20 protein-coding genes are annotated in these 18678 nt (G+C 74.0%); 7 read left to right on the top strand and 13 right to left on the bottom strand.

What is annotated here, in order from left to right:
* The first annotated feature begins 9 nt into the window (after positions 1-9).
* Both AC51EU_RS05635 and AC51EU_RS05630 read left to right on the top strand, forming a co-directional pair.
* A complete protein-coding gene (locus AC51EU_RS05635) occupies positions 10-1152 on the top strand; it encodes an aromatic ring-hydroxylating oxygenase subunit alpha (protein ID WP_496265530.1) in 1143 nt (380 codons plus the stop codon).
* A gap of 52 nt (positions 1153-1204) precedes the next feature.
* Positions 1205-2077: a PaaX family transcriptional regulator gene (locus tag AC51EU_RS05630; RefSeq protein WP_496265529.1), complete on the top strand. Its 873-nt coding sequence runs from the start codon at positions 1205-1207 to the stop codon at positions 2075-2077.
* A gap of 68 nt (positions 2078-2145) precedes the next feature.
* On the opposite strand, the gene AC51EU_RS05625 is transcribed toward AC51EU_RS05630, so the two are convergent.
* From AC51EU_RS05625 to AC51EU_RS05585, 9 genes are all read right to left on the bottom strand, one after another.
* Entirely contained in the window at positions 2146-2838 is a 693-nt protein-coding gene (locus AC51EU_RS05625) for a transglycosylase family protein (protein WP_496265528.1), read from the bottom strand.
* 129 nt (positions 2839-2967) lie between these two features.
* Positions 2968-3480: a mycothiol transferase gene (locus AC51EU_RS05620; RefSeq protein WP_496265527.1), complete on the bottom strand. Its 513-nt coding sequence runs from the start codon at positions 3478-3480 to the stop codon at positions 2968-2970.
* A gap of 14 nt (positions 3481-3494) precedes the next feature.
* Positions 3495-3830 (bottom strand): TcmI family type II polyketide cyclase, encoded by a 336-nt coding sequence (locus AC51EU_RS05615; protein WP_496265526.1) that lies wholly within the window; start codon positions 3828-3830, stop codon positions 3495-3497.
* Positions 3831-3876: 46 nt separating this feature from the next.
* Positions 3877-4353, bottom strand: a complete 477-nt coding sequence (locus tag AC51EU_RS05610) for an SRPBCC family protein (RefSeq protein WP_496265525.1) — start codon at positions 4351-4353, stop codon at positions 3877-3879.
* A gap of 1 nt (position 4354) precedes the next feature.
* A complete protein-coding gene (locus tag AC51EU_RS05605; RefSeq protein ID WP_496265524.1) occupies positions 4355-4636 on the bottom strand; it encodes an acyl carrier protein in 282 nt (93 codons plus the stop codon).
* A 28-nt stretch (positions 4637-4664) separates the two neighbouring features.
* Positions 4665-5912, bottom strand: a complete 1248-nt coding sequence (locus tag AC51EU_RS05600; RefSeq protein ID WP_496265523.1) for a ketosynthase chain-length factor — start codon at positions 5910-5912, stop codon at positions 4665-4667.
* Complete coding sequence (locus tag AC51EU_RS05595) at positions 5909-7177, bottom strand: beta-ketoacyl-[acyl-carrier-protein] synthase family protein (RefSeq protein WP_496265522.1); 1269 nt, start codon at positions 7175-7177, stop codon at positions 5909-5911. The genes AC51EU_RS05600 and AC51EU_RS05595 overlap by 4 nt, the downstream gene beginning before the upstream one ends.
* Positions 7174-7602: a cupin domain-containing protein gene (locus tag AC51EU_RS05590; RefSeq protein ID WP_496265521.1), complete on the bottom strand. Its 429-nt coding sequence runs from the start codon at positions 7600-7602 to the stop codon at positions 7174-7176. The genes AC51EU_RS05595 and AC51EU_RS05590 overlap by 4 nt, the downstream gene beginning before the upstream one ends.
* A gap of 55 nt (positions 7603-7657) precedes the next feature.
* Positions 7658-8776, bottom strand: coding sequence for a SchA/CurD-like domain-containing protein (locus AC51EU_RS05585; RefSeq protein ID WP_496265520.1), 1119 nt, complete (start codon positions 8774-8776; stop codon positions 7658-7660).
* A 242-nt stretch (positions 8777-9018) separates the two neighbouring features.
* On the opposite strand from AC51EU_RS05585, the gene AC51EU_RS05580 reads away from it, so the two are divergent.
* The 3 genes from AC51EU_RS05580 to AC51EU_RS05570 all read left to right on the top strand — a co-directional run bounded on the left by AC51EU_RS05580 (position 9019) and on the right by AC51EU_RS05570 (position 12946).
* Positions 9019-10653, top strand: a complete 1635-nt coding sequence (locus AC51EU_RS05580; RefSeq protein WP_496265519.1) for an FAD-dependent oxidoreductase — start codon at positions 9019-9021, stop codon at positions 10651-10653.
* Positions 10654-11054: 401 nt separating this feature from the next.
* Positions 11055-12023, top strand: a complete 969-nt coding sequence (locus AC51EU_RS05575; RefSeq protein ID WP_496265518.1) for a hypothetical protein — start codon at positions 11055-11057, stop codon at positions 12021-12023.
* 191 nt (positions 12024-12214) lie between these two features.
* Positions 12215-12946, top strand: coding sequence for a class F sortase (locus AC51EU_RS05570; protein ID WP_496265517.1), 732 nt, complete (start codon positions 12215-12217; stop codon positions 12944-12946).
* A 51-nt stretch (positions 12947-12997) separates the two neighbouring features.
* Here the strand turns inward: AC51EU_RS05570 and AC51EU_RS05565 are convergent, their stop codons facing one another.
* The 4 genes from AC51EU_RS05565 to AC51EU_RS05550 form a co-directional block, all read right to left on the bottom strand.
* The gene (locus AC51EU_RS05565) at positions 12998-14380 is read right to left on the bottom strand and encodes a pyridoxal phosphate-dependent decarboxylase family protein (protein ID WP_496265516.1); all 1383 of its coding nucleotides are present in this window, start codon (positions 14378-14380) and stop codon (positions 12998-13000) included.
* 57 nt (positions 14381-14437) lie between these two features.
* Entirely contained in the window at positions 14438-15004 is a 567-nt protein-coding gene (locus tag AC51EU_RS05560) for a MaoC family dehydratase (protein ID WP_496265515.1), read from the bottom strand.
* A gap of 55 nt (positions 15005-15059) precedes the next feature.
* The gene (locus AC51EU_RS05555; RefSeq protein ID WP_496265514.1) at positions 15060-15947 is read right to left on the bottom strand and encodes a LysR family transcriptional regulator; all 888 of its coding nucleotides are present in this window, start codon (positions 15945-15947) and stop codon (positions 15060-15062) included.
* A 61-nt stretch (positions 15948-16008) separates the two neighbouring features.
* The gene (locus tag AC51EU_RS05550; protein WP_496265513.1) at positions 16009-16449 is read right to left on the bottom strand and encodes a hypothetical protein; all 441 of its coding nucleotides are present in this window, start codon (positions 16447-16449) and stop codon (positions 16009-16011) included.
* Between the two features lie 151 nt (positions 16450-16600).
* On the opposite strand from AC51EU_RS05550, the gene AC51EU_RS05545 reads away from it, so the two are divergent.
* On the top strand, positions 16601-17860 hold the full coding sequence (locus tag AC51EU_RS05545) for a sensor histidine kinase (RefSeq protein ID WP_496265512.1): 1260 nt from the start codon (positions 16601-16603) through the stop codon (positions 17858-17860).
* A complete protein-coding gene (locus AC51EU_RS05540) occupies positions 17845-18492 on the top strand; it encodes a response regulator transcription factor (protein WP_496265511.1) in 648 nt (215 codons plus the stop codon). The genes AC51EU_RS05545 and AC51EU_RS05540 overlap by 16 nt, the downstream gene beginning before the upstream one ends.
* Positions 18493-18678: the final 186 nt, after the last annotated feature.

The following is an 18678-nucleotide window of genomic DNA, read 5'->3' as shown; positions in this document are numbered from 1 at the left end:
AGACCGCCGATGACGACCACCCCCTCACCACCCGGCCCCGACCTGCGCGCCACCCTCCCCGGGCGGGCCTACACCGACCCCGGGATCTTCCGCCGCGAACAGGAGAGGATCTTCGAACGGCTGTGGTTCTGCGCCGTCCGCGCGGGCGACCTGGAGCGGCCCGGCGCCTTCCGGACCGTCCAGGTCGGCCGGGAGAACGTCCTGGTCGTCCGCGACCGCGGCGGCACGCTCCGCGCCCACCTCAACGTCTGCCGCCACCGCGGCGCGAGGCTGTGCGCCGAGGAGTCCGGGCACGTCCGCCGCACCCTGAGCTGCCCCTACCACGCCTGGACCTACGACCTCGACGGCCGGCTGACCGCCGCCCCCAACCTGCGGTCCATGCCCGGCCTCGACCGGGAAGCGCGGGGCCTGCTGCCCGTCGCCCTCCGCGAATGGCTCGGCTACGCCTGGGTGTGCCTGGCCGACCAACCGCCCTCCTTCGAGGAGACGGTGACGGCCGCCGCGGCACAACGCCTGGGCGAGACCGCCGCCCTCGACCGCTACCGCCCCGACGAGCTGGCGCTGGGCCGGAGGGTGCGCTACGACGTCCGTGCCAACTGGAAGCTGCTCGTCGAGAACTTCATGGAGTGCTACCACTGCGCCACCATCCACCCCGAACTCACCGACGTCATCCCGGAGTTCGCCGAGGGCTTCGCCGCGCAGTACTACGTGGGGCACGGCGCGGCCTTCGCGTCCGCCGCCGACGGCTTCACCGTCGACGGCTCGGAGGGCTTCGGCAGACTGCCCGGCCTCACCGACGACCAGGACCGCCGCTACTTCGCCCTCACCCTCCGCCCCCAGGTCTTCGTCAGCCTGGTCCCCGACCATGTCATCGTCCACCGGATGTTCCCGGCGGCCGCCGACCGCACCGTCGTCGAGTGCGACTGGCTCTACGCGCCGGACGTCGTCGCCTCCGGCGCCGACCTCGACCGCTCCGTGGAACTCTTCCACCGGGTCAACGCCCAGGACTTCGCGGCCTGCGAACGCACCCAGCCCGCCATGGAATCCCGCGCCTACCGCGACGGCGGCGTCCTCGTCCCCAGCGAGCACCACATCGGCGCCTTCCACGCCTGGGTCACCGCGCACCTGGAGGACGGCGGCACCGGCCCCTGACGGGCCGTCCGCGCGCCGGGGCCCGTCCCGGTGGCGTTGGTACGGTGACCCGATGACCACCGCACCCGACGCCGCCGGCGCCGAGGCGGCGACGGCGGCGCGGGCCAGGAACCTCACCCCCCGGCAGCTCATCGTCACCGTCTACGGCCTCTACGCACGCCCCCGCGGCGGCTGGCTGTCCGTGGCCGCCCTCATCGCCCTGCTCGCCGGACTCGGCGTCGACGAGCAGGCCGTCCGCTCGGCCGTCCACCGCCTCAAGCGCCGCGGGGTGCTCACCGCCCGCCGCCACGAGGGCGCGGCCGGCTACGCGCTGTCCGAGGAGGGGCTGGGCATCCTCGCCGAGGGCGACGAGCGGATCTTCCGGCGCACCCGCGCCACCCTCGCCGACGGCTGGCTCCTCGCGGTGTTCTCGGTGCCCGAGTCCGAGCGCAGCAGACGCCACCAGCTGCGCTCCCACCTCACCCGCCTCGGCTTCGGCACCGTCGCGGCCGGCGTGTGGATCGCCCCCGCCCACCTGTACGGGGCCACCGCCCGCACCCTGCGCCGGCTGGACCTCACCGGCTACGCCGAACTGCTGCGCTGTGACCACCTCGCCTTCGGCGAACTGTCGGACAAGGTCCGCCAGTGGTGGGACTTCGCCCAGCTCGAACCGCTCTACGGGGACTTCCTCGCCGCGCACGGCCCCGTCCGCGACGGCCTGGCCGCCCGTCCGCACCCGTGCGGACCCGAGGCGTTCGCCGACTACGTCCGGGCGCTGACCGACTGGCGGCGGCTGCCGTACCTCGACCCGGGCCTGCCCGCCGAACTGCTGCCGCCCGACTGGGTCGGGCAGCGCGCCGCCGATCTGTTCTTCGCCCTGCGCGACGCCCTGGAGGACCCGGCCCGCGCGCATGTCGCCGCGGTACTGGGCGGGCGCCGGCCCTGACGGCAGGGCGGGCGGCACCCGCGGCGCCGGTGACACGACGCCGGGAGCACCGCCCGCGGGGACGCGTTCTAGGGAATGCGCAGCTCCATGCCGATGATGATCAGATCGGGGTCCGAGCCGACGACCTCGCTGTTGTGCCGGTAGAGCTCGGGCCAGCCGCCGCGCACGCCGTAGTGCAGGGCGATGGCGGACAGCGTCTCGCCCTCCCGCACGGTGTGGGTCTGCGCGATGCGGTGCGTCGGCAGCGACGGGGCCGCCGAGCGCTGGTGGGTGCCGGAAGCGGTGTGCCGGTGGTGGGTGCCGGAGGAGGTGTGCGGGGTGCTCGCGGAGCGCCGGTTGACGCCGTGGGAGCAGTTCGGCCAGGCGCCCCAGCCCTGCTTCGCCCGGACCGCCTCGGCGACCTTGATCTGCTCCGAGCGGGTGGCGAGGTCGGCGCGTGGCGCGTACGCGAGGCCGCCGAACTGTTCCCATGTGGACTGCTGGATCTGCAGTCCGCCGTAGAAGCCGTTGGAGGTGTTGGTGTCCCACTTGCCGCTGCTCTCGCAGTCGGCGATGCAGGACCAGACGCCCTGACCGTCCGCGCACCGGCCGTTCCCGCGCGGCACCGACGCCGCCCCGCTCTTCGGTACGCCGGCGGGCGTCTCGTCGGGGGCCGCGGCGCGTGCGCCTTCGGGGGCTGCGGCCTGGGCGGTGGCCGGGGAGACGGCCATGCAGGCGGCAGCGGCGATCAGCGCACGTCTGATTACGTGATGAGCTGTCATTGCCGCACGCTAAGCAGCGGCACCCGCCGTTCCGTGGCAGCCGCGCCCGCCGGAGCCGCGAGGTTCACTCCAACGGCGGTCGCGGGCCCGGGAAATCCGATGCGTTCCCGCCGGACCGTCCCGGGCCCGCTAACGGCTCTCCAGCACACCCCGCACAAAGGCGGCCTGCCCCGCGTGCTGAAGCCCGTCACAGGCCACGCTCACCAGCCGCACGCCCATCGTGACCGGGGGAGTCCACCCCCGGTCGACGACCCGTTCCAGGTCCTTGACCCGGAGCCGGGAGACGAAGGCAGCGGTGGCGTCGTGCACCGCCCCGTGATATGCGGTCAGCAGCTCCGCCCCGACCCCCCGGACCGCCGCCACGTCCCGGCGCCGGTGGCCGTAGCCGGTGTCGCCGGGAGCGAACGGCAGCCCGAAGCGGTCGTACCAGCCCTGCGCCGTCCACAGCTGCTCGGTGCCCGCGACGCCGGCGAGATGGTCGTCCTGGACCCGGGTGAGATGCCAGACGAGCCAGCCGACCGGGTTGGCGTCGGGCCCGAGGCGGGCGGTCAGCGCGTCCTCCTCCAGGCCCGTGACGGCCTCCTCGACGCTCTCCCTGACCCGCCCGAAGAGGTCGGTCAGCAGGTCCGTCACGGCACTCATGGGGGCTCCCTGGGTCAGGCGGTCGCGCCGTCGCGCTCCCAGCGGTAGAACGCGCGGGCCATGGCGTCCTGCGGGCCGCGCCAGGTCTCCGGGTCGTAGGCGCTGACGTGCGCCGACAGTTTCTCGCTGATGGACCGGAACTCGGGGTGCGCGGTCAGCTTGGCGATCTCCGGTCCGGGCGGGTGCTCGGACTCGATGAGGTGCAGGTACACCTCACCGAACTGGAAGAGCGTCCGCCGCCGGACGCCGACGAGATGCGGCAGTTCCGTGCGGTCGGAGGCCGCGAACAGCTCGGCGATCGCCGGGGCCGAGTCCGGCGCCATACGGGCGACGATCAGTGCGTGGTGCATCGGGAGGTCCCTTCCCGGCCGCCGGGCGGCGGGCCGGACGGTGCGGTCAGGTGGACGGGGCGGCGGCCCGCAGCTCGCGGTCGCGCTGCTCGATCTTGTCGCGGATGAGGGCCATCTGGATGCGGGAGTTGCGGTTGATGAGATCGGTCATGCCCTGGTCGTCGACCGGGGCCTCCGGCTTCATCGCGAAGTCCTGCGTCCAGCGCATCGCCGTACCGTCCGGCTCCTCGGCGTACGCCCAGTGGATGTCCATGCGCTCGAACGGGCCGGTCTCGATGCGCCGGGCCCGGACGGTGCGCGCCCGCCGGTCGATGACGCGCTCGGAGACCCAGCTCCAGACCTTGCCGTTGTCGTCGGGGTGCATGGTGAGCCGGAAGGTCGTCGCGTCGCCCTTGCGGGAGAGGATCTCGACCGCCGCGTACTCGCTGAACAGCTGCGGCCAGTTCTCCAGGTCGTTGGTCATGTCCCAGACGAGGTCCAGGGGGGCGGCGATGGTGATGGCGTTCTCGGTGTGGCCGGGCATGTCAGGCTCCTGTCGTGGGAACGGCGTTGACGAGTGCGAGGAAGGCACCGGGGCTCGGGCAGCGTTCGGCGTCGGTCGGCATCTGCCGGCCGTACCGGTTCTCCAGTTCGCCGACGATGCCGAGCAGGCCCAGGGAGTCGAGGCCGAACACGGCGAACGGCGTCTCGGGACGGCGCGCCAGCTCGGCCGGGTCGACGGTGACGCCGGCCGCCGACTTCATCAGCGCGGCCAGCTCCTCCAGGGTCAGCTGACCCGTCTGCTGTTGATCGGACTGGGTGGTCATGGGATTCCTTCTTCCGTCGGGAACTCGGTCACAGCGCGGGCTCGGGGCCCCGCCGCAGCACCAGCGCCGCGTTCGACCCCATCAGCCCCCTGCTGAGGACCAGCGCCGTGCGCACCTCGGCCGGGCGCGGCCAGCCGGTCACCAGGTCGAGGTCGTGGCAGACGTCGACCACGTTCGGGGTGGGCGGCACCGCGCCGTGCTCCATGGCGAGCACCGCGGCCGCGGTGTCCAGGACGGGCGCGCCGCAGTACGCCCGGCCGGTGCCCGTCTTGGGCGCGGTCACCGGCACCCGGGTGCCGTACGGCCCCAGGGCGTCCACCAGCGCCAGCGCCTCGGCGCGGTCGGCCGCCGGGGTGCCGAGCGCGTCGGCGAACACCACGTCGATCTCCTCCGGGGCACACCGCGCCTCACAAAGCGCGCCCTCGATGGCGCGGGCCAGGCCCTGGCGCGACTCCTCCCACCGGGCCGCCCCGGTGAACGTCGCGGCGTGCCCGGCGACCACGGCCCGCACCGGAACACCGCGGGCCAGGGCGGTCTCCTCCTCCTCGACGACCAGCATCGCGCCGCCCTCGGCGGGCGCGAACCCGCAGGCGCCGCGGCTGAACGGCCGGTAGGCGCGGACCGGGTCGTCGCTGAGGCTGAGGTCGCCGTAGCCGAGCTGGCAGACGACCGAGTACGGGGCGAGCGGCGCCTCGGCGGAGCCCACCACGACCGCCTCGGCGCCGCGCCGGACCAGCCGCCCGGCGTGCGCCAGCGCGTCCAGCGCGCCCGCCTCGTCGCTGGCGACCACCCCGCAGGGGCCCTTGAAGCCGCCGCGGATCGAGACCTGCCCGGTGCTCGCCGCGTAGAACCAGGCGATGGACTGGTACGGGCCGACATGGCGCGGGCCCTTGCCCCACAGGCGCTGGAGCTCCCGCTGGCCGAACTCGCCGCCGCCGGACCCGGCGGCCGTCACCACGCCCACCGCGTACGGCGAGCGTTCGTCCACGGCGCCCAGGCGGGCGTCGGCGAGCGCCAGGTCGGCCGCGGCCATCGCGAAGTGCGTGAACCGGTCCGTCTGGACGAGGAAGCGTTCCTCGATCAGCGCCGCCGGCTCGAAGTCCCGCACCTCGCCCGCGATACGCAGCGGCAGGTCCCGGCAGCCCTCGCGGGTGACCGGGCCCAGGACGCAGACGCCCTCCCGGGTGGCCTTCCAGAACGCGTCGGCGCCGATGCCGTTGGGGGCGACGACGCCGATGCCCGTGACGACGCAGCGGCGTGCGTGGGATGCGCTCATCCTGTCCTCCCGCCGGGCCGGGTCAGTACCACCGCGGACTGGAAGCCGCCGAAGCCGCTGCCGACCGACAGCACCGACCGCAGCGGCACCTCCCGCGCGGTGCGCGGCACGTAGTCGAGGTCGCACTCCGGGTCCGGTGTCTCGTAGTTGGCGGTGGGCGGTACGACCTGGTGGGTCAGCGCCAGGACGCACGCCACGATCTCGATCGCCCCGATCGCCCCGAGCGAATGGCCGACCATCGACTTGATCGAGCTCATCGGCACCTCGTAGGCGTGCGCGCCCAGCGACCGCTTGACGGCCGCGGTCTCGTGCCGGTCGTTCTGCTGGGTGCCCGAGCCGTGCGCGTTGACGTAGTCGATGTGGGAGCCGTCGAGCCGGGCCTGCCCGAGCGCCCGGTCGATGGCCTCGGCCATCTCCAGGCCCTCCCGGGTCAGTCCCGTCATGTGGTACGCGTTCCCGAAGGTCGCGTAGCCGCGTATCTCGCACAGCACCGTCGCGTCGCGGGCGCGGGCGTGCTCCAGGTCCTCCAGGACGAGGACGGCGCCGCCCTCGCCCATCACGAACCCGTCGCGGTGCGCGTCGAAGGGACGCGAGGCGTGCGCGGGGTCGTCGTTGTTCGCCGAGGTCGCCTTGATGGCGTCGAAGCAGGCCACGGTGATGGGGGAGATCGGTGAGTCCGAGGCGCCGGCCAGGCACACGTCGGCGCGGCCCTCCTCGATGGTGTGGAACGCGTACCCGATCGCGTCGAGGCCGGAGGTGCAGCCGGTGGAGACGGTCTGCACCGGGCCCCGGACCCCGAACCGCTCGGCGACCGCGGACGCCAGCGAACTGGGCGCGAACGCCCGGTGCAGATGGGGGTCGGCGCGGCGGTGGTCCACGTCCCAGCACGACCCCGAGCCGCTGACCGCGACGTAGTCGTGCTCCAGACGTGTGGTGCCGCCGACCGCGGTGCCCAGGGACACCCCGGTGCGCCAGGGGTCCGCCGCCGCGAGGTCCAGACCGCTGGCGCGCACCGCCTCCTCCGCGGCGACCAGCGCGAACTGGATGTACCTGTCCTGCTCGGCCACGTCGTCGGGGCCGAGGCCGTGCGCCGCGGGGTCGAAGTCGCACTCGGCGGCGATGCGCGAGCGGAACCCCGCCGGGTCGAAGAGCGTGATGCCCCGGGTCGCCGTCCGGCCGGCGGAGAGCAGGTCCCAGAACGCGGGCACGCCCACGCCGCCCGGGGCGACGACGCCGACGCCGGTGACCGCGACGCGGCGGGTCATGACACCCGCTCCGCCGGTCCCCCTTGTGCCTGCGGGACGGCGGTGTCCTCGGTGTCCACATGGCCCAGTTCGGGCCGCGGTGCCAGCGGGCCGAGATGGAACACCATCCGGGCCTCGGTGTCCCCGACGTTGCGGAAACGGTGCCGCATGTTCACGGGGATCAGCAGCGCCTGGTCGGGGACCAGGGGCAGGGTCTCCCCGTCGAGGTCCACCTCCAGCGCCCCGCTGACGACGTACACGAACTCCTCGGAGTACGGGTGGTAGTGCTCGCCGATGCGCTCGCCCGGCTGCACGAGGGCCATCCCCATGAAGCCGCTGGTGGCGCCGACCGCGCCGGGCGTCAGCATGGCGCGCAGGTCGCCGCCGCGGCGGCGGTTGGGAGGGGTCTCGCTGAGGTTGACGATGCGTGGGCGGTGCGTGGTCATGACGGCTTCCTCCAGATGCGGTGCCGGCGGCGGACAGCGGTGACCGGACGTGCGGTCAGGGCCGCGGCGACCGGCGGTCGGTGATCAGGTCCATGTCGGCGCGGGCGGCGAAGCGCGCCAGGTCGCGGTCGGTCGCGAGGGCGCCGGCCACGTCCGTGTCGAGGAGGCGGCGCAGTACCGCGGTCTTGCGCGCGCCGCGCACACCGAGGACCGCGACGGGGTCGCTCTCCAGAGGAGCCCTCAGGTCGACGAGGCGCATGACGAGGTCCTCGCGCTGGAAGACCGTGCTGGCGACGACCGGGCTCCCCGGGTCGTCCGCGGCCTGCTCGTCCTGCCCGGCCAGCATCCGGGCCAGCGTCATGCCGCAGCCCCGCTTGGCGGGGTAGAGCAGCGCGTGCCGGTCCGCGTCCGCGGGCACCGGCCCGGCGGCCGCCACATGGTGGACGGCGGGCAGCGCGGCCCGGGTGAAGAACGTCCGGGCGGACTGCGGGTCGTCGAGGTCCCGGTCCTGCTCCAGGTACGGGTTGATGGCCTCCTCGACGGCCCGGACCTCGGGCTGCCGCGCCACGTGGCGCAGCGCGGCCACCAGGTCCCCCTGCACCTCGATCGCCCGTACGACACGGTTGCCGTGCAGGAACAGGGAGGTGCGCAGCAGCCGGGTGGCGGAGTCGACGCGCGCCTCGGGGGAGGCGTACTCCGACAGGATCTTCGCGACCTCGGGCTCGCTGCCCGGCTTCACGGTGAAGGTGAGGGCGTGACGGACCACTCCGTCCCCCACCCGGGGGGCCGCGAGCATCCTGCCCTTGGCGGTCCCGGCGGTGGCGGGCACCCCGCTCGACGTCTCCCGCAGCACGCTGTAGCGCAGGGACCGGGTGTCGCGCACACAGTCGTGCAGCGGCCGGACCATGTCGATGTGTGCCTCGCTGTTGACCCACTCCAGGAACGGCGGCGCGCTCTCCCACTCGCTGGTGATCAGCCACTGCGAGGGATTCTCGATGGACTGGCACAGCTGGTCGCTCAGATGGCCGGGGACGGACGCCACCTGGTCGCACATGCGCTCGTACGCCTCAAGGAACTGCTGCTGCGCACCGTCGTGCACATCGAGCAGCAGAACGACCCTCAGGCGGGAGCCGTCGAAGGCGGATTGCGATATTCGGTCCGACAGCGTGGTCATGTCTGCGCTTCTCCCTCGGGTCGGTACGGCCTTGCGGAGGACACCGGTCGCGAGGCGCTCCGGGCCCGGCGTCGGCGGACGGCCTTCCCCCGTACGGAGAACAGGGCGGCCGGTCCGAACTGATCGTCACCGGGCGCCACCGGCGGCGCGAGATCTGCGCGCCAAGCGGGTGAAGAGTGATCGGACAGGGCCCCGGCCGGGGATATTCCAGCGCCCGTACCCGCCGTTGAACAGGAGAAACCATGCAAACCCACGCCGAGAACAGGGTCCCGGTGCTCATCGTGGGCGGCTCCCTGGTGGGCCTGTCGGCCTCACTGTTCCTGGGGCGCCTGGGAGTCCGTCACCTGCTCGTCGAGAAGCACGCCGCCACCTCGCACCATCCGCGCGGGCGGGGCAACAACGTCCGCACGATGGAACTGTTCCGGGTCGCGGGCGCCGAGGAGCAGATCCGGGAGGCCGCCTCGGTCCTGTCCGGCAACCACGGCATCCTCCAGGCCCCCTCCCTCACCGGCGACGCACAGGAGTGGCTGTTCAAGGAGCTGGACCCGGGCGGCAGACTCGCCCGCTTCAGTCCCTCCGGCTGGTGCCTGTGCAGCCAGAACGACCTCGAACCCGTCCTGCTGCGCCACGCCCGCGCCCTGGGCGCCGACCTGCGCTACGGCACCGAACTGCTCTCCTTCGAGCAGGACGCCGACGGGGTGCGCGCCGTCGTCGAGGACCGCGGCACCGGCAGGCGTACCACTGTGCACGCGGACTATCTCGTCGCGGCGGACGGTCCGCGCAGCCCCGTCCGTGAACGGCTCGGCATCGGCCGGACCGGGCCGGGCGACCTGTTCCACAACGTCAGCATCACCTTCCGGGCCCCCGCCCTCGCGGACGTGGTCGGCGACCGCCGCTTCATCGCCTGCTACCTCACCAACCCGGACGCCGACGGCGCCCTCCTGCCCGTCGACAACAAGGAGCACTGGGTCTTCCACGCCCCCTGGCACCCGGAGACGGGCGAGACGCTGGAGGACTTCACCGACGAGCGCTGTGTGCGCCACATCCGCCGGGCGACCGGCGCGTCCGGCCTGGACGTGGAGATCACCGGCAAGGCGCCCTGGCACGCCGCGGAGCGGGTCGCCGACCGGTACGGCGCGGGCCGCGTCTTCCTCGCCGGGGACTCGGCCCACGAGATGTCACCCACCGGCGCGTTCGGGTCCAACACCGGCATCCAGGACGCCCACAACCTCGCCTGGAAGCTCGCCCTCGTCCTGTCCGGCGCGGCCGGCCCCGGGCTGCTGGACACCTACGGGGAGGAGCGGCAGCCGGTGGCGCGGGCCACCGCCGCCCGCGCCTCCGCCCGTTCGGCCGAGCACAGCCACCCCGGGTACGACGTGACGCCCTCGGGCGGCCGGCAGGCCGGGGTGCTCACCGTCGCCCTCGGCTACGCCTATCCGCGCGGCGCCGTCATCGGCGCCGACCCCGCTCTCCCGGTGGTGCCCGACGCGATGCGGACCACCGGCGAACCGGGCACCCGCGCCCCGCACCTGTGGCTGCACGGCGGCCGGGGACGGTGCTCGACGCTGGACCTGTACGAGCGTTCCTTCGTGCTGCTCGCCGGTTCCGGCGAGCGGGGCGCGGCCTGGCGGGACGCCGCGCGCCGGGCGGGTGCGCGCTGGTCGGTGCCGCTGCACGCCTACCGCGTCGGGCCGCTCACCGAGGACGATCTGACGCCCGAACGGGGGAGCGACTGGGCCGCGTCGCACGGAACGACCCCCGGCGGCGCGGTCCTGGTGCGGCCCGACGGCTTCATCGCCTGGCGGGCACAGGGCCCCGCCGCCGACCCGGAGGCGGTGCTGACCGAGGTGCTGGGCACCCTGCTCCACCGGGGATGACCGCGTCCGCGGTGTGCGGGCGCGGGTGGTGGAGTGGCGCAACGGGGGTTGCCGTAGCGAGAGTTGGGACAGGGGGAGCGGTCCCGGGGGAGCGGGACGCGGGGGCCTGGGGCGGCCGGGTGCCGGGCGGGCGGGGTGCGACCCCGCCCGGCGGCCCGTGGTGGGAGAGCCTCAAGACCGGGTGTACGCCAACGTGATGACGCCGTGGCGACCGATGACGCCTCCCAAAGAGTGACGATCCGATAGTCATACCACTCATTGAGCCCATGAAGTACCCCGAATGCGGACATTTCCGGTGGTGCGAACTCGCAATCCGGCGGACGGTGATCACGTCGCAACTGCGAACCGATGGGTCGGCGACGTGCCGGCCTACGCAGTCCCGCCGCGAAAGGAAGATCTTCATGCGCACAACCCGCGCTCTGTTCACCTCGGCCGCCATTACGGCTGTCCTCGCCGTCACCACCCCCGCTGCCACCGCACTGACGCTGACCGGTGACTGGGGCGACCGGGACGGCGGCTACTCCTCCGAGCACGACCGTGGCGACTACGGCCGTGACAACGACGACGACTACGGCGACAAGGGCCGTGACCACGGCGACAAGGGCCGCGACCACGACAAGGGCCGCGACCACGACCGCGGTCGTGACCACGGCGACCGGGGCCGTGACCACGACAAGGGCCGTGACCACGGCGGTCGTCACCACGGTGGTCGTCACCACGGCGGCTACGACGACGACTACGGCCCGCGCGGTGGCGTCCACACCGGTGGCGGTGCCCTCGCCAAGGTCATCACGGGTGACGACAACGACGAGCACGGCCGCGACAAGGGCCGTGACCACGACAAGGGCCGTGACCACGACAAGGGGCGCGACCACGACAAGGGCCGTGGCCACGGTGACCGGGGCCGCGACCACGACAAGGGCCGTGACCACGGCGGCCGTCACCACGGCGACCGGGGCCGGGGCGACGACTACGGCCGTCCCCGCGGTGGCGTCCACACCGGTGGCGGTGCCCTCGCCAAGGTCGTGACGGGTGACGACTTCGGTCGTGACCACGACGAGCACGGCCGCGACCACGGTGACCGCGGTCGTGACCACGGCGACCGGGGCCGCGACCACGACAAGGGCCGTGACCACGGCGGTCGTGACCACGACAAGGGTCGCGACCACGGCGGTCGTCACCACGGTGGTCGTCACCACGGCGGCTACGACGACGACTACGGCCCGCGCGGCGGTGTCCACACCGGTGGCGGCGCCATGGCGCTCTCCGGCAACGGCATGGCAGCCGGCTCGGCCCTGCTGATCGGTGGCCTCGGCGCCGGTGCCTACGTGCTCCGCCGCCGTACCGCCAAGGGTGACGCGGCCGTCTGATCCGGCGGCAGCACCGTCCTCAGCAGGTCGCAGTGCCGTCGCGGCCACCGTCCCTCACCGGCGGTGGCCGCGGCGGTTGCGTTTCCCCCGGAGGCCCGGGGCACCCTGCCCCGGGGGCCGCGGCCGCCGCCGAGCGGCACTCCCGTCCCGCCCGCCGTCCGCCGACGCCCCGCACACGAAAGGCACCCCCCATGGTCCCGCCGTACCCGCCGTTCCCGCCCAAACCCTCCCGACCACCCCGTCCGCCGGCCGCACCGCGCGACGACGCCCGGCGCCGGCCCCTGGCGCGCGCCCTGATGTGGCCCGCCGCGGCCGTGGGACTCGGTGCCCTCCTCGTCCTCCAGTCCCTCGGGCCCACCACCGCGCCCCTCACCCGGCCGCTGCCCCCGGCCGCTGCCCCCAGCTCGCCCGTGGTGACCTTCCCGCACCCCCGCACCGTCGTCCCCCTCGACCGCTCGGAGCCCAAAAGGATCACCATCCCCGCGCTCGGGGTGAACGCCCCCTTCACCCCGCTGTCCCTCTCCGCGAAGGGCCAGCTCAACGCGCCACCGCCCGACGACACCAACCTCGTGGGCTGGTTCAAGGACGGCGCCACCCCCGGCGAACGCGGCAACGCCATCGTCGCCGGCCATGTCGACACCAAGACCGGCCCGGCCGTCTTCCTCGGCCTCGACAGCCTCAAGGCCGGCAACACCGTCACCATCACCCGCGCGGACGGCGTCGCCGCCACCTTCCAGGTCGACTCCGTCGAGACGTTCAGCAAGGCCAAGTTCCCCGACAAGCGCGTCTACGGCGAGACCGACACCCCGCAGCTGCGCCTGATCACCTGCGGCGGCGCCTACGACAAGAAGGCCAAGGACTACCTCGCCAATGTCGTCGTCTTCGCCCACCTCGCCGCCACCGGGAAGGCCAAGACCGGCTGACGGCACCCGCCGTGCGTACGGGACGCCCGCCCCGTACGCACGGCGGCGCGGTCACAGCGCGCCGGCCGCCTTCTCCAGGGCCGCCACGATCCGCCGCACCTCGTCCGCCCCCGTACGCCAGTTGCTGAACGCGGCCCGCAGCGCCGGCACCCCGCCGTACACGGTCGGCGTGACGAAGACCTCCTCGGCGAGAGTGGCCGCGAACTCCCGCAGCCGCTCCGCCGCCGGGTCGCCGTCCAGGGTGAAGCAGACGACGTTCAGCCGTACGGGCGCCAGCAGCCGCAGCCCCGGCAGGGCGGCGACGGCCTCGCCCACGGCGCGGGCCCCGGCCACGTTCCGCTCGACGATCTCGCGGTGGCCGTCGCGCCCGTAGGCCCGCAGGGTGAACCACGCGGCGAGCGCCCGCAGCCGGTGCGAGTTCTCCGGCGTCAGATGCACCAGGTCCGGCACCCCCTCGGCAGGCCCCAGGTACGCCGCCGCGTTGCGGAACACCCGGGCCTGGAGGTCCTGGCGGCGGGTGAACTGCACCGCGCTGTCGTACGGCACGTTCAGCCACTTGTGCAGGTCCACACAGACCGAGTCGGCCAGGTCCAGGCCCGCCACCAGATGGGCGTGCTCGGGGGAGAGCGCGGCGAACGCGCCGAACGCGGCGTCCACGTGCAGCCAGACGTCGTACCTCTCGCGCAGCGCGGCCAGCGCCCGCAGGTCGTCGAAGTCGACGGTGTTGACCGTGCCCGCGTTCGCCACCACCACACACGGCCCGTCCGTCTCCCGCAGCGCCGCCTCCAGCGCCACCGGGTCGACCGCCTCCCGGCCCGGGAGCAGCGGCACCGGCACCAGCGCCTCCCGCCCCAGCCCCAGCACCGACAGGCCCTTGGCGACACTCGAATGCGGACTGCCCGACAGCACCCGCACCCGCCCCAGCGCCCCCACTCCGCTCTCGGCGGGCGAGACCCCCAGCCGCTCCCCGAGCCACTCCCGGGCGATGGCGAGCCCCACCGTGTTGGACATGGTCGCGCCGCTGACGAACGTCCCCGTGTGCGCCGCCGACAGCCCGAACAGCTCCCGCAGCCAGCCCACCGTCTCGCGTTCCAGGTTCTGGCCCGCCGCGTCGAGGGAGGTGTTGGAGTTCTGGTCGGCCGCCGAGGTCAGCCAGTCCCCGGCCAGCGCGGCGGGCGTCGCGCCACCGGTGACGAACCCCAGGTAGCGCGGACCCGCCCCGCCCGACAGACGCGGCTCCCAGCGGGCGGCGAAGTCGTCCAGCGCGGCCCGCAGCCCGTCGCCGTGCTCGGGCAGCGCGGCGGGGGCGGGCGCGGGAAGGGAGGGGACGACCGGGCGGTCGTCCAGGCCGCCGAGGAAGGCGGTGGCGTGCCGCCGGACGGTCTCCAGCAGTTCGGGCAGCCGGTCGAGGTCGGCGGCGAGTTTGGGGTGCACGGCGGGCTCCGTTCGTCGGGTACGCGGTCAGGGGGAAGGGGCGGGCACGGGCCGTGGTCAGGGGTCCAGGCCCGCGGCCCGGCGGGAGCGCGCGTCCCACACCGGCTCCACCGCCGCGGTCGCCGGGCCGTGACCGCGGCGGTACACCATCAGCGTCCGCTCGAAGGTGATGACGATGACGCCGTCCTGGTTGAAACCGATGGTGCGGACGGTGACGATCCCGGCGTCGGGATGGCTTGCCGACGCGCGCACGCCCAGCACCTCGGACCGCGAGTAGAGGGTGTCGCCCTCGAACACCGGGTGCGGCAGCCGTACCCGGTCCCAGCCCAGATTGGCCTTCACATTGCGGGAGACGTCGGCGACGCTCTGCCCGGTGACCAGGGCCAGGGTGAACGTCGAGTCCACCAGCGGTCTGCGCCAGGCGGTGCCCGCCGCGTAGTGACGGTCGAAGTGCAGCGGCGCGGTGTTCTGGGTGAGCAGGGTCAGCCAGGAGTTGTCGGTCGGCAGCACCGTGCGCCCCAGCGCGTGGCGGTAGACGTCGCCGGTGGTGAAGTCCTCGAAGTACCGGCCCGTCCAGCCCCCGTCGGGCAGGCGGGGGCGCGGGTCGCCGCTCTCGGTGGTCATGGACCCATGGTGGAAGCCGCGCCGCCGGTTGTGAAATACCGGAACGTCGGCGGCATCATGCGTACGGCGCATGGGCCGTGGCGCACACATGACGGAAGAAGCGCCGGGCCACGGGCGAACGGGGCCCGGCGGCGGCCGTCACCACCCCGACGGTGCGCAGCGCCGCGGGGTCGTCGAGCGGGACCGCGACGACGTCCGGGCGCTCCCCGCCGCCCGCCTCCGGCGCGACGGCGACACCCAGACCGGCCGCGACCAGCGCCCGCACCGTGCTCAACTCGGTGGACTCCAGCGCGACCCGCGGACGGAAACCGGCGGCCGCGCACAGCCGGTCGGCTATCTGCCGCAGCCCGAACTCCGGTTGCAGCGCCACGAACGCCTCCCCCGCCAGCTCCGCCGTCCGCACCGTGCTGCGGCCCGCCAGCCGGTGCCCGGCCGGGACCAGCAGCCGCAGCGGCTCGTCCCGCAGCGGTGTCCACCGCAGATCGTCCCCCGCCGGGCGGGGACTGGTCAGCCCCAGGTCGAGACGGCCGCGGCGGACCTCGTCGACGACGGTGTCGGCGGCGGCACCGCGCAGCTCGAACGCGGTACGCGGGGCGATCTCCCGGTACCCGGCGAGGAGTCCGGGCACCAGCCGGCTCCCGTACGAGTGGAGGAACCCGAGGGCGACGGTGCCGGAGTCCGGGTCGACGAGGGTGGCGATGCGCTGCTCGGCCGCCTCGATCTCGGCGAGCGCGCGCAGCGCGTGGACCCGCAGGATCTCGCCGTAGCCGTTCAGCCGCAGCCGGTTGCGGTGCCGGTCGAACAGCGGGACCCCCACCCGCCGCTCCAGCCGCCGCACGGCCCGGGAGAGCGCCGGCTGGGAGATGTTCAACGCCTCGGCGACGGCCGTGACGTGCTCCTCCTCGGCCAGCGCGGTGAACCACTGCAACTCCCGGAGCTCCATACCGGGACCCTACGCCCGCCGTACGGACCGGGCGGCGACGGGGGAGGGAAGATCCGCACGATCAGCGCCCCTTGGGGAAGGCGGCGCGCAGTGCGGAGCCGCGGGTGAGGAACGCGACGCGGACGACGGGCAGCACGCAGACGGTCTGCGTCACGGCGTACCACGGCGGGCAGACGCCGGGGATCAGGTCGACCCCGACGATCGCGATCGGCATGACGACGGCGACGGCGCTCAGGCGCTCGAAGGCGCGTCCCGATCCCCGGGAGGCGGAGACGGCGGTCCTGTGGACGAGCACGGCGACCACGGGCAGCAGGACCGCCCGGACCCACATGAACGTGTTCACCGTGTGACCGCTCATCGACACCGCGACGACCGCCAGGAGGGCGACGGCGCTCAGCGCGCCGTAGATCCTGATGCTCTTCTTCGCCGTGTCGAGGGCCGCTTGGGCGCGGGGGCAGTCGAGGAGCGGTGCGCCGGCTGTGGTGTGCGTGTGGTTTTCCATGGTCACCGACGCTAGGGAGCGCTCGGCCGACGCGGTATCGGTCCAGGCGCACGGAGGGGTGGGGGTAGCCCCACTCCCCGGCCGGCCGGGGGAGCGGCGGGCTCCGCGCGGTGCACAGTAGGAGCACCGAACGGCAAGCGGAGGACGAGGCATGGGACAGGTGGGTTCGTGGGCGGCGCGCGTCGGCGTGGGGTTCGCGCGGGCGTGCGCCGTGGCGGTCGTCAGCATGCTGGTCCCGGCCGTGTGGGCGGCCGCCGTGGCGCTGGGGATCCACTGGGGGGCGGGCAACCCCTGGTCGTGGGTGGCGCCGTGCGTGCTGGTGTGCGCGGGCACACTCGTCCTGTCCCGGCCGGTCTGCCGGATGATCCGCTCCCTCGTCGCGCGATGGACGGGTACGGTCGTCCCCGCCGGATACCGGCAGGCCGGGCGGGTGACGCGGATGTCCACCGGGTACTGGTGGAACGGCTTCTCCTACGAGCGCACCCGTCGGGACGCCCTCCTGGACCAGAAGTGGCGGCTCCGGTGGCGGGACCCCGCCAACTGGCGTGACCTGCGGTTCACGGGGATCGTGCCGTTCACCGCCGGGCTGGTCGCGGCCCTCGTCCCGGCCGGGGCGGCCGCGGCGGTCCTCGGGCTCGGCGGTCCGGACCCCGCCGCACGCCTCGTCGGGGGGCTCGGCCTGGTCGTCGCCGTTGCCGGGGCCCCGTACGCCTGGCGGCTCGTCGAGCCGGTGGCCGTCCGTTTCCTGGGGCCCTCTCCGGCGATGGCGCTGGCGGACCGGGTGGACGAACTCACCGCCCAGCGCGCGGACACGACGGTCGCGCAGGCCGCCGAGATCCGCCGGATCGAACGGGACCTGCACGACGGGGCGCAGGCCCGCCTGGTCGCGCTCGGCCTCTCCCTGGCGACCGCGGAGAAGCTGATGGAGACCGACCCGGAGCGGGCCAGGACGCTCATGCGGGACGCACGGACCGGCGCCACCGCCTCGTTGACCGAACTCCGCGAGCTGATCCGGGGCATCAGCCCGCCGGTGCTGAACGAGCGGGGGCTCGTCGACGCGGTGCGGGCCCTCGCCCTGGACATCCCGCTCGACGTGACCGTCAGCGCCGGCGCCCGGCTGGCCCTGGCCCCGCCCGTCGAGTCGGCCGTCTACTTCGGCGTCGCCGAGCTGCTGACCAACGCGGTCCGGCACGCCCACGCGTCGCGGGCGCGCGTCAGCCTGACGAGGGACGGGGCCGGCCTCGTCGTCGAGGTCGAGGACGACGGCCGGGGCGGGGCCGATGCGCGGGCCGGCGGCGGACTCGCGGGCCTGCGCCGCCGCCTCGCGGCCTTCGACGGCACCCTGGGGATCACCAGCCCGCCGGGCGGCCCGACCTGTGTGAGGATGACGGTGCCATGCGAATCGTTGTAGCCGAAGACCTCTACCTCCTGCGTGACGGGATGGTCCGCCTGATCGAGGCGTACGGACACCAGGTGGTGGCGACGGCGGCCACCGGTCCCGAGACGCTCGACGCGCTGCGGACGTGGCGCCCGGACGTGTCCGTCATCGACGTCCGCATGCCGCCGGGCCAGTCGGACGAGGGCCTGCGGGCGGCCCTCGCCGCCCGGGGCGAGATGCCCGGACTTCCGGTCCTCATCCTCTCCCAGCACGTCGAGCAGCTGTACGCCCGGGAGTTGCTCGCCGACGGCTCCGGCGGTGTCGGCTACCTCCTCAAGGAGAGCGTGTTCGACGCCGACCAGTTCATCGGAGCCCTGGAACGTGTCGCGGACGGCGGGACCGCCATGGACCCGGTCGTCATCGCGAAACTGCTGTCCGGCAGTCCCCCTGACCGGGGACTCGGACGCCTCACCGAACGCGAGTACTCCGTGCTGGCCCTCATGGCCGAGGGCCTGTCCAACCAGGCCATCGCCCGCCGCCTCTTCCTCAGCGAGAGCGCCATCGGCAAGTACACCACCTCCCTGTTCGGCAAGCTCGGCATCGCCGACGACGAGGGGACCAACCGCCGGGTCCGCGCTGTCCTCGCTTATCTGAACGGGACTTAGGGCGGTCCGGCCGTCGGTACGTTCTCCGCACCTACGCGTACACGTCGTCCGCGTCCCGTCCGGTGCTCCGCCCGTCAGGGGCGATCGGGTCGTCGGCCGCTGTCGTTCCGGCGCGGGCGGGCGCGGTCACCCCGTGGTGCGGTGGAGCGTCCGAGAGGGAGCGCGGCACCTGCGCGGTGTGGGTCT

Source organism: Candidatus Streptomyces philanthi (assembly GCF_059553635.1).
This window is presented reverse-complemented; position numbering and strand designations above follow the sequence as displayed.

Bases quoted from the DNA above. Each gene is read 5' to 3' on its own strand.
- AC51EU_RS05590 (WP_496265521.1), bottom strand. From the start codon at position 7,602: ATGACCACGCACCGCCCACGCATCGTCAACCTCAGCGAGACCCCTCCC.
- AC51EU_RS05545 (WP_496265512.1), top strand. From the start codon at position 16,601: ATGGGACAGGTGGGTTCGTGGGCGGCGCGCGTCGGCGTGGGGTTCGCG.
- AC51EU_RS05575 (WP_496265518.1), top strand. From the start codon at position 11,055: ATGCGCACAACCCGCGCTCTGTTCACCTCGGCCGCCATTACGGCTGTC.
- AC51EU_RS05630 (WP_496265529.1), top strand. From the start codon at position 1,205: ATGACCACCGCACCCGACGCCGCCGGCGCCGAGGCGGCGACGGCGGCG.
- AC51EU_RS05550 (WP_496265513.1), bottom strand. From the start codon at position 16,449: ATGGAAAACCACACGCACACCACAGCCGGCGCACCGCTCCTCGACTGC.
- AC51EU_RS05600 (WP_496265523.1), bottom strand. From the start codon at position 5,912: ATGAGCGCATCCCACGCACGCCGCTGCGTCGTCACGGGCATCGGCGTC.
- AC51EU_RS05615 (WP_496265526.1), bottom strand. From the start codon at position 3,830: ATGCACCACGCACTGATCGTCGCCCGTATGGCGCCGGACTCGGCCCCG.
- AC51EU_RS05625 (WP_496265528.1), bottom strand. From the start codon at position 2,838: ATGACAGCTCATCACGTAATCAGACGTGCGCTGATCGCCGCTGCCGCC.
- AC51EU_RS05585 (WP_496265520.1), bottom strand. From the start codon at position 8,776: ATGACCACGCTGTCGGACCGAATATCGCAATCCGCCTTCGACGGCTCC.
- AC51EU_RS05555 (WP_496265514.1), bottom strand. From the start codon at position 15,947: ATGGAGCTCCGGGAGTTGCAGTGGTTCACCGCGCTGGCCGAGGAGGAG.
- AC51EU_RS05635 (WP_496265530.1), top strand. From the start codon at position 10: ATGACGACCACCCCCTCACCACCCGGCCCCGACCTGCGCGCCACCCTC.
- AC51EU_RS05580 (WP_496265519.1), top strand. From the start codon at position 9,019: ATGCAAACCCACGCCGAGAACAGGGTCCCGGTGCTCATCGTGGGCGGC.
- AC51EU_RS05605 (WP_496265524.1), bottom strand. From the start codon at position 4,636: ATGACCACCCAGTCCGATCAACAGCAGACGGGTCAGCTGACCCTGGAG.
- AC51EU_RS05570 (WP_496265517.1), top strand. From the start codon at position 12,215: ATGGTCCCGCCGTACCCGCCGTTCCCGCCCAAACCCTCCCGACCACCC.
- AC51EU_RS05620 (WP_496265527.1), bottom strand. From the start codon at position 3,480: ATGAGTGCCGTGACGGACCTGCTGACCGACCTCTTCGGGCGGGTCAGG.
- AC51EU_RS05540 (WP_496265511.1), top strand. From the start codon at position 17,845: ATGCGAATCGTTGTAGCCGAAGACCTCTACCTCCTGCGTGACGGGATG.
- AC51EU_RS05560 (WP_496265515.1), bottom strand. From the start codon at position 15,004: ATGACCACCGAGAGCGGCGACCCGCGCCCCCGCCTGCCCGACGGGGGC.
- AC51EU_RS05595 (WP_496265522.1), bottom strand. From the start codon at position 7,177: ATGACCCGCCGCGTCGCGGTCACCGGCGTCGGCGTCGTCGCCCCGGGC.
- AC51EU_RS05610 (WP_496265525.1), bottom strand. From the start codon at position 4,353: ATGCCCGGCCACACCGAGAACGCCATCACCATCGCCGCCCCCCTGGAC.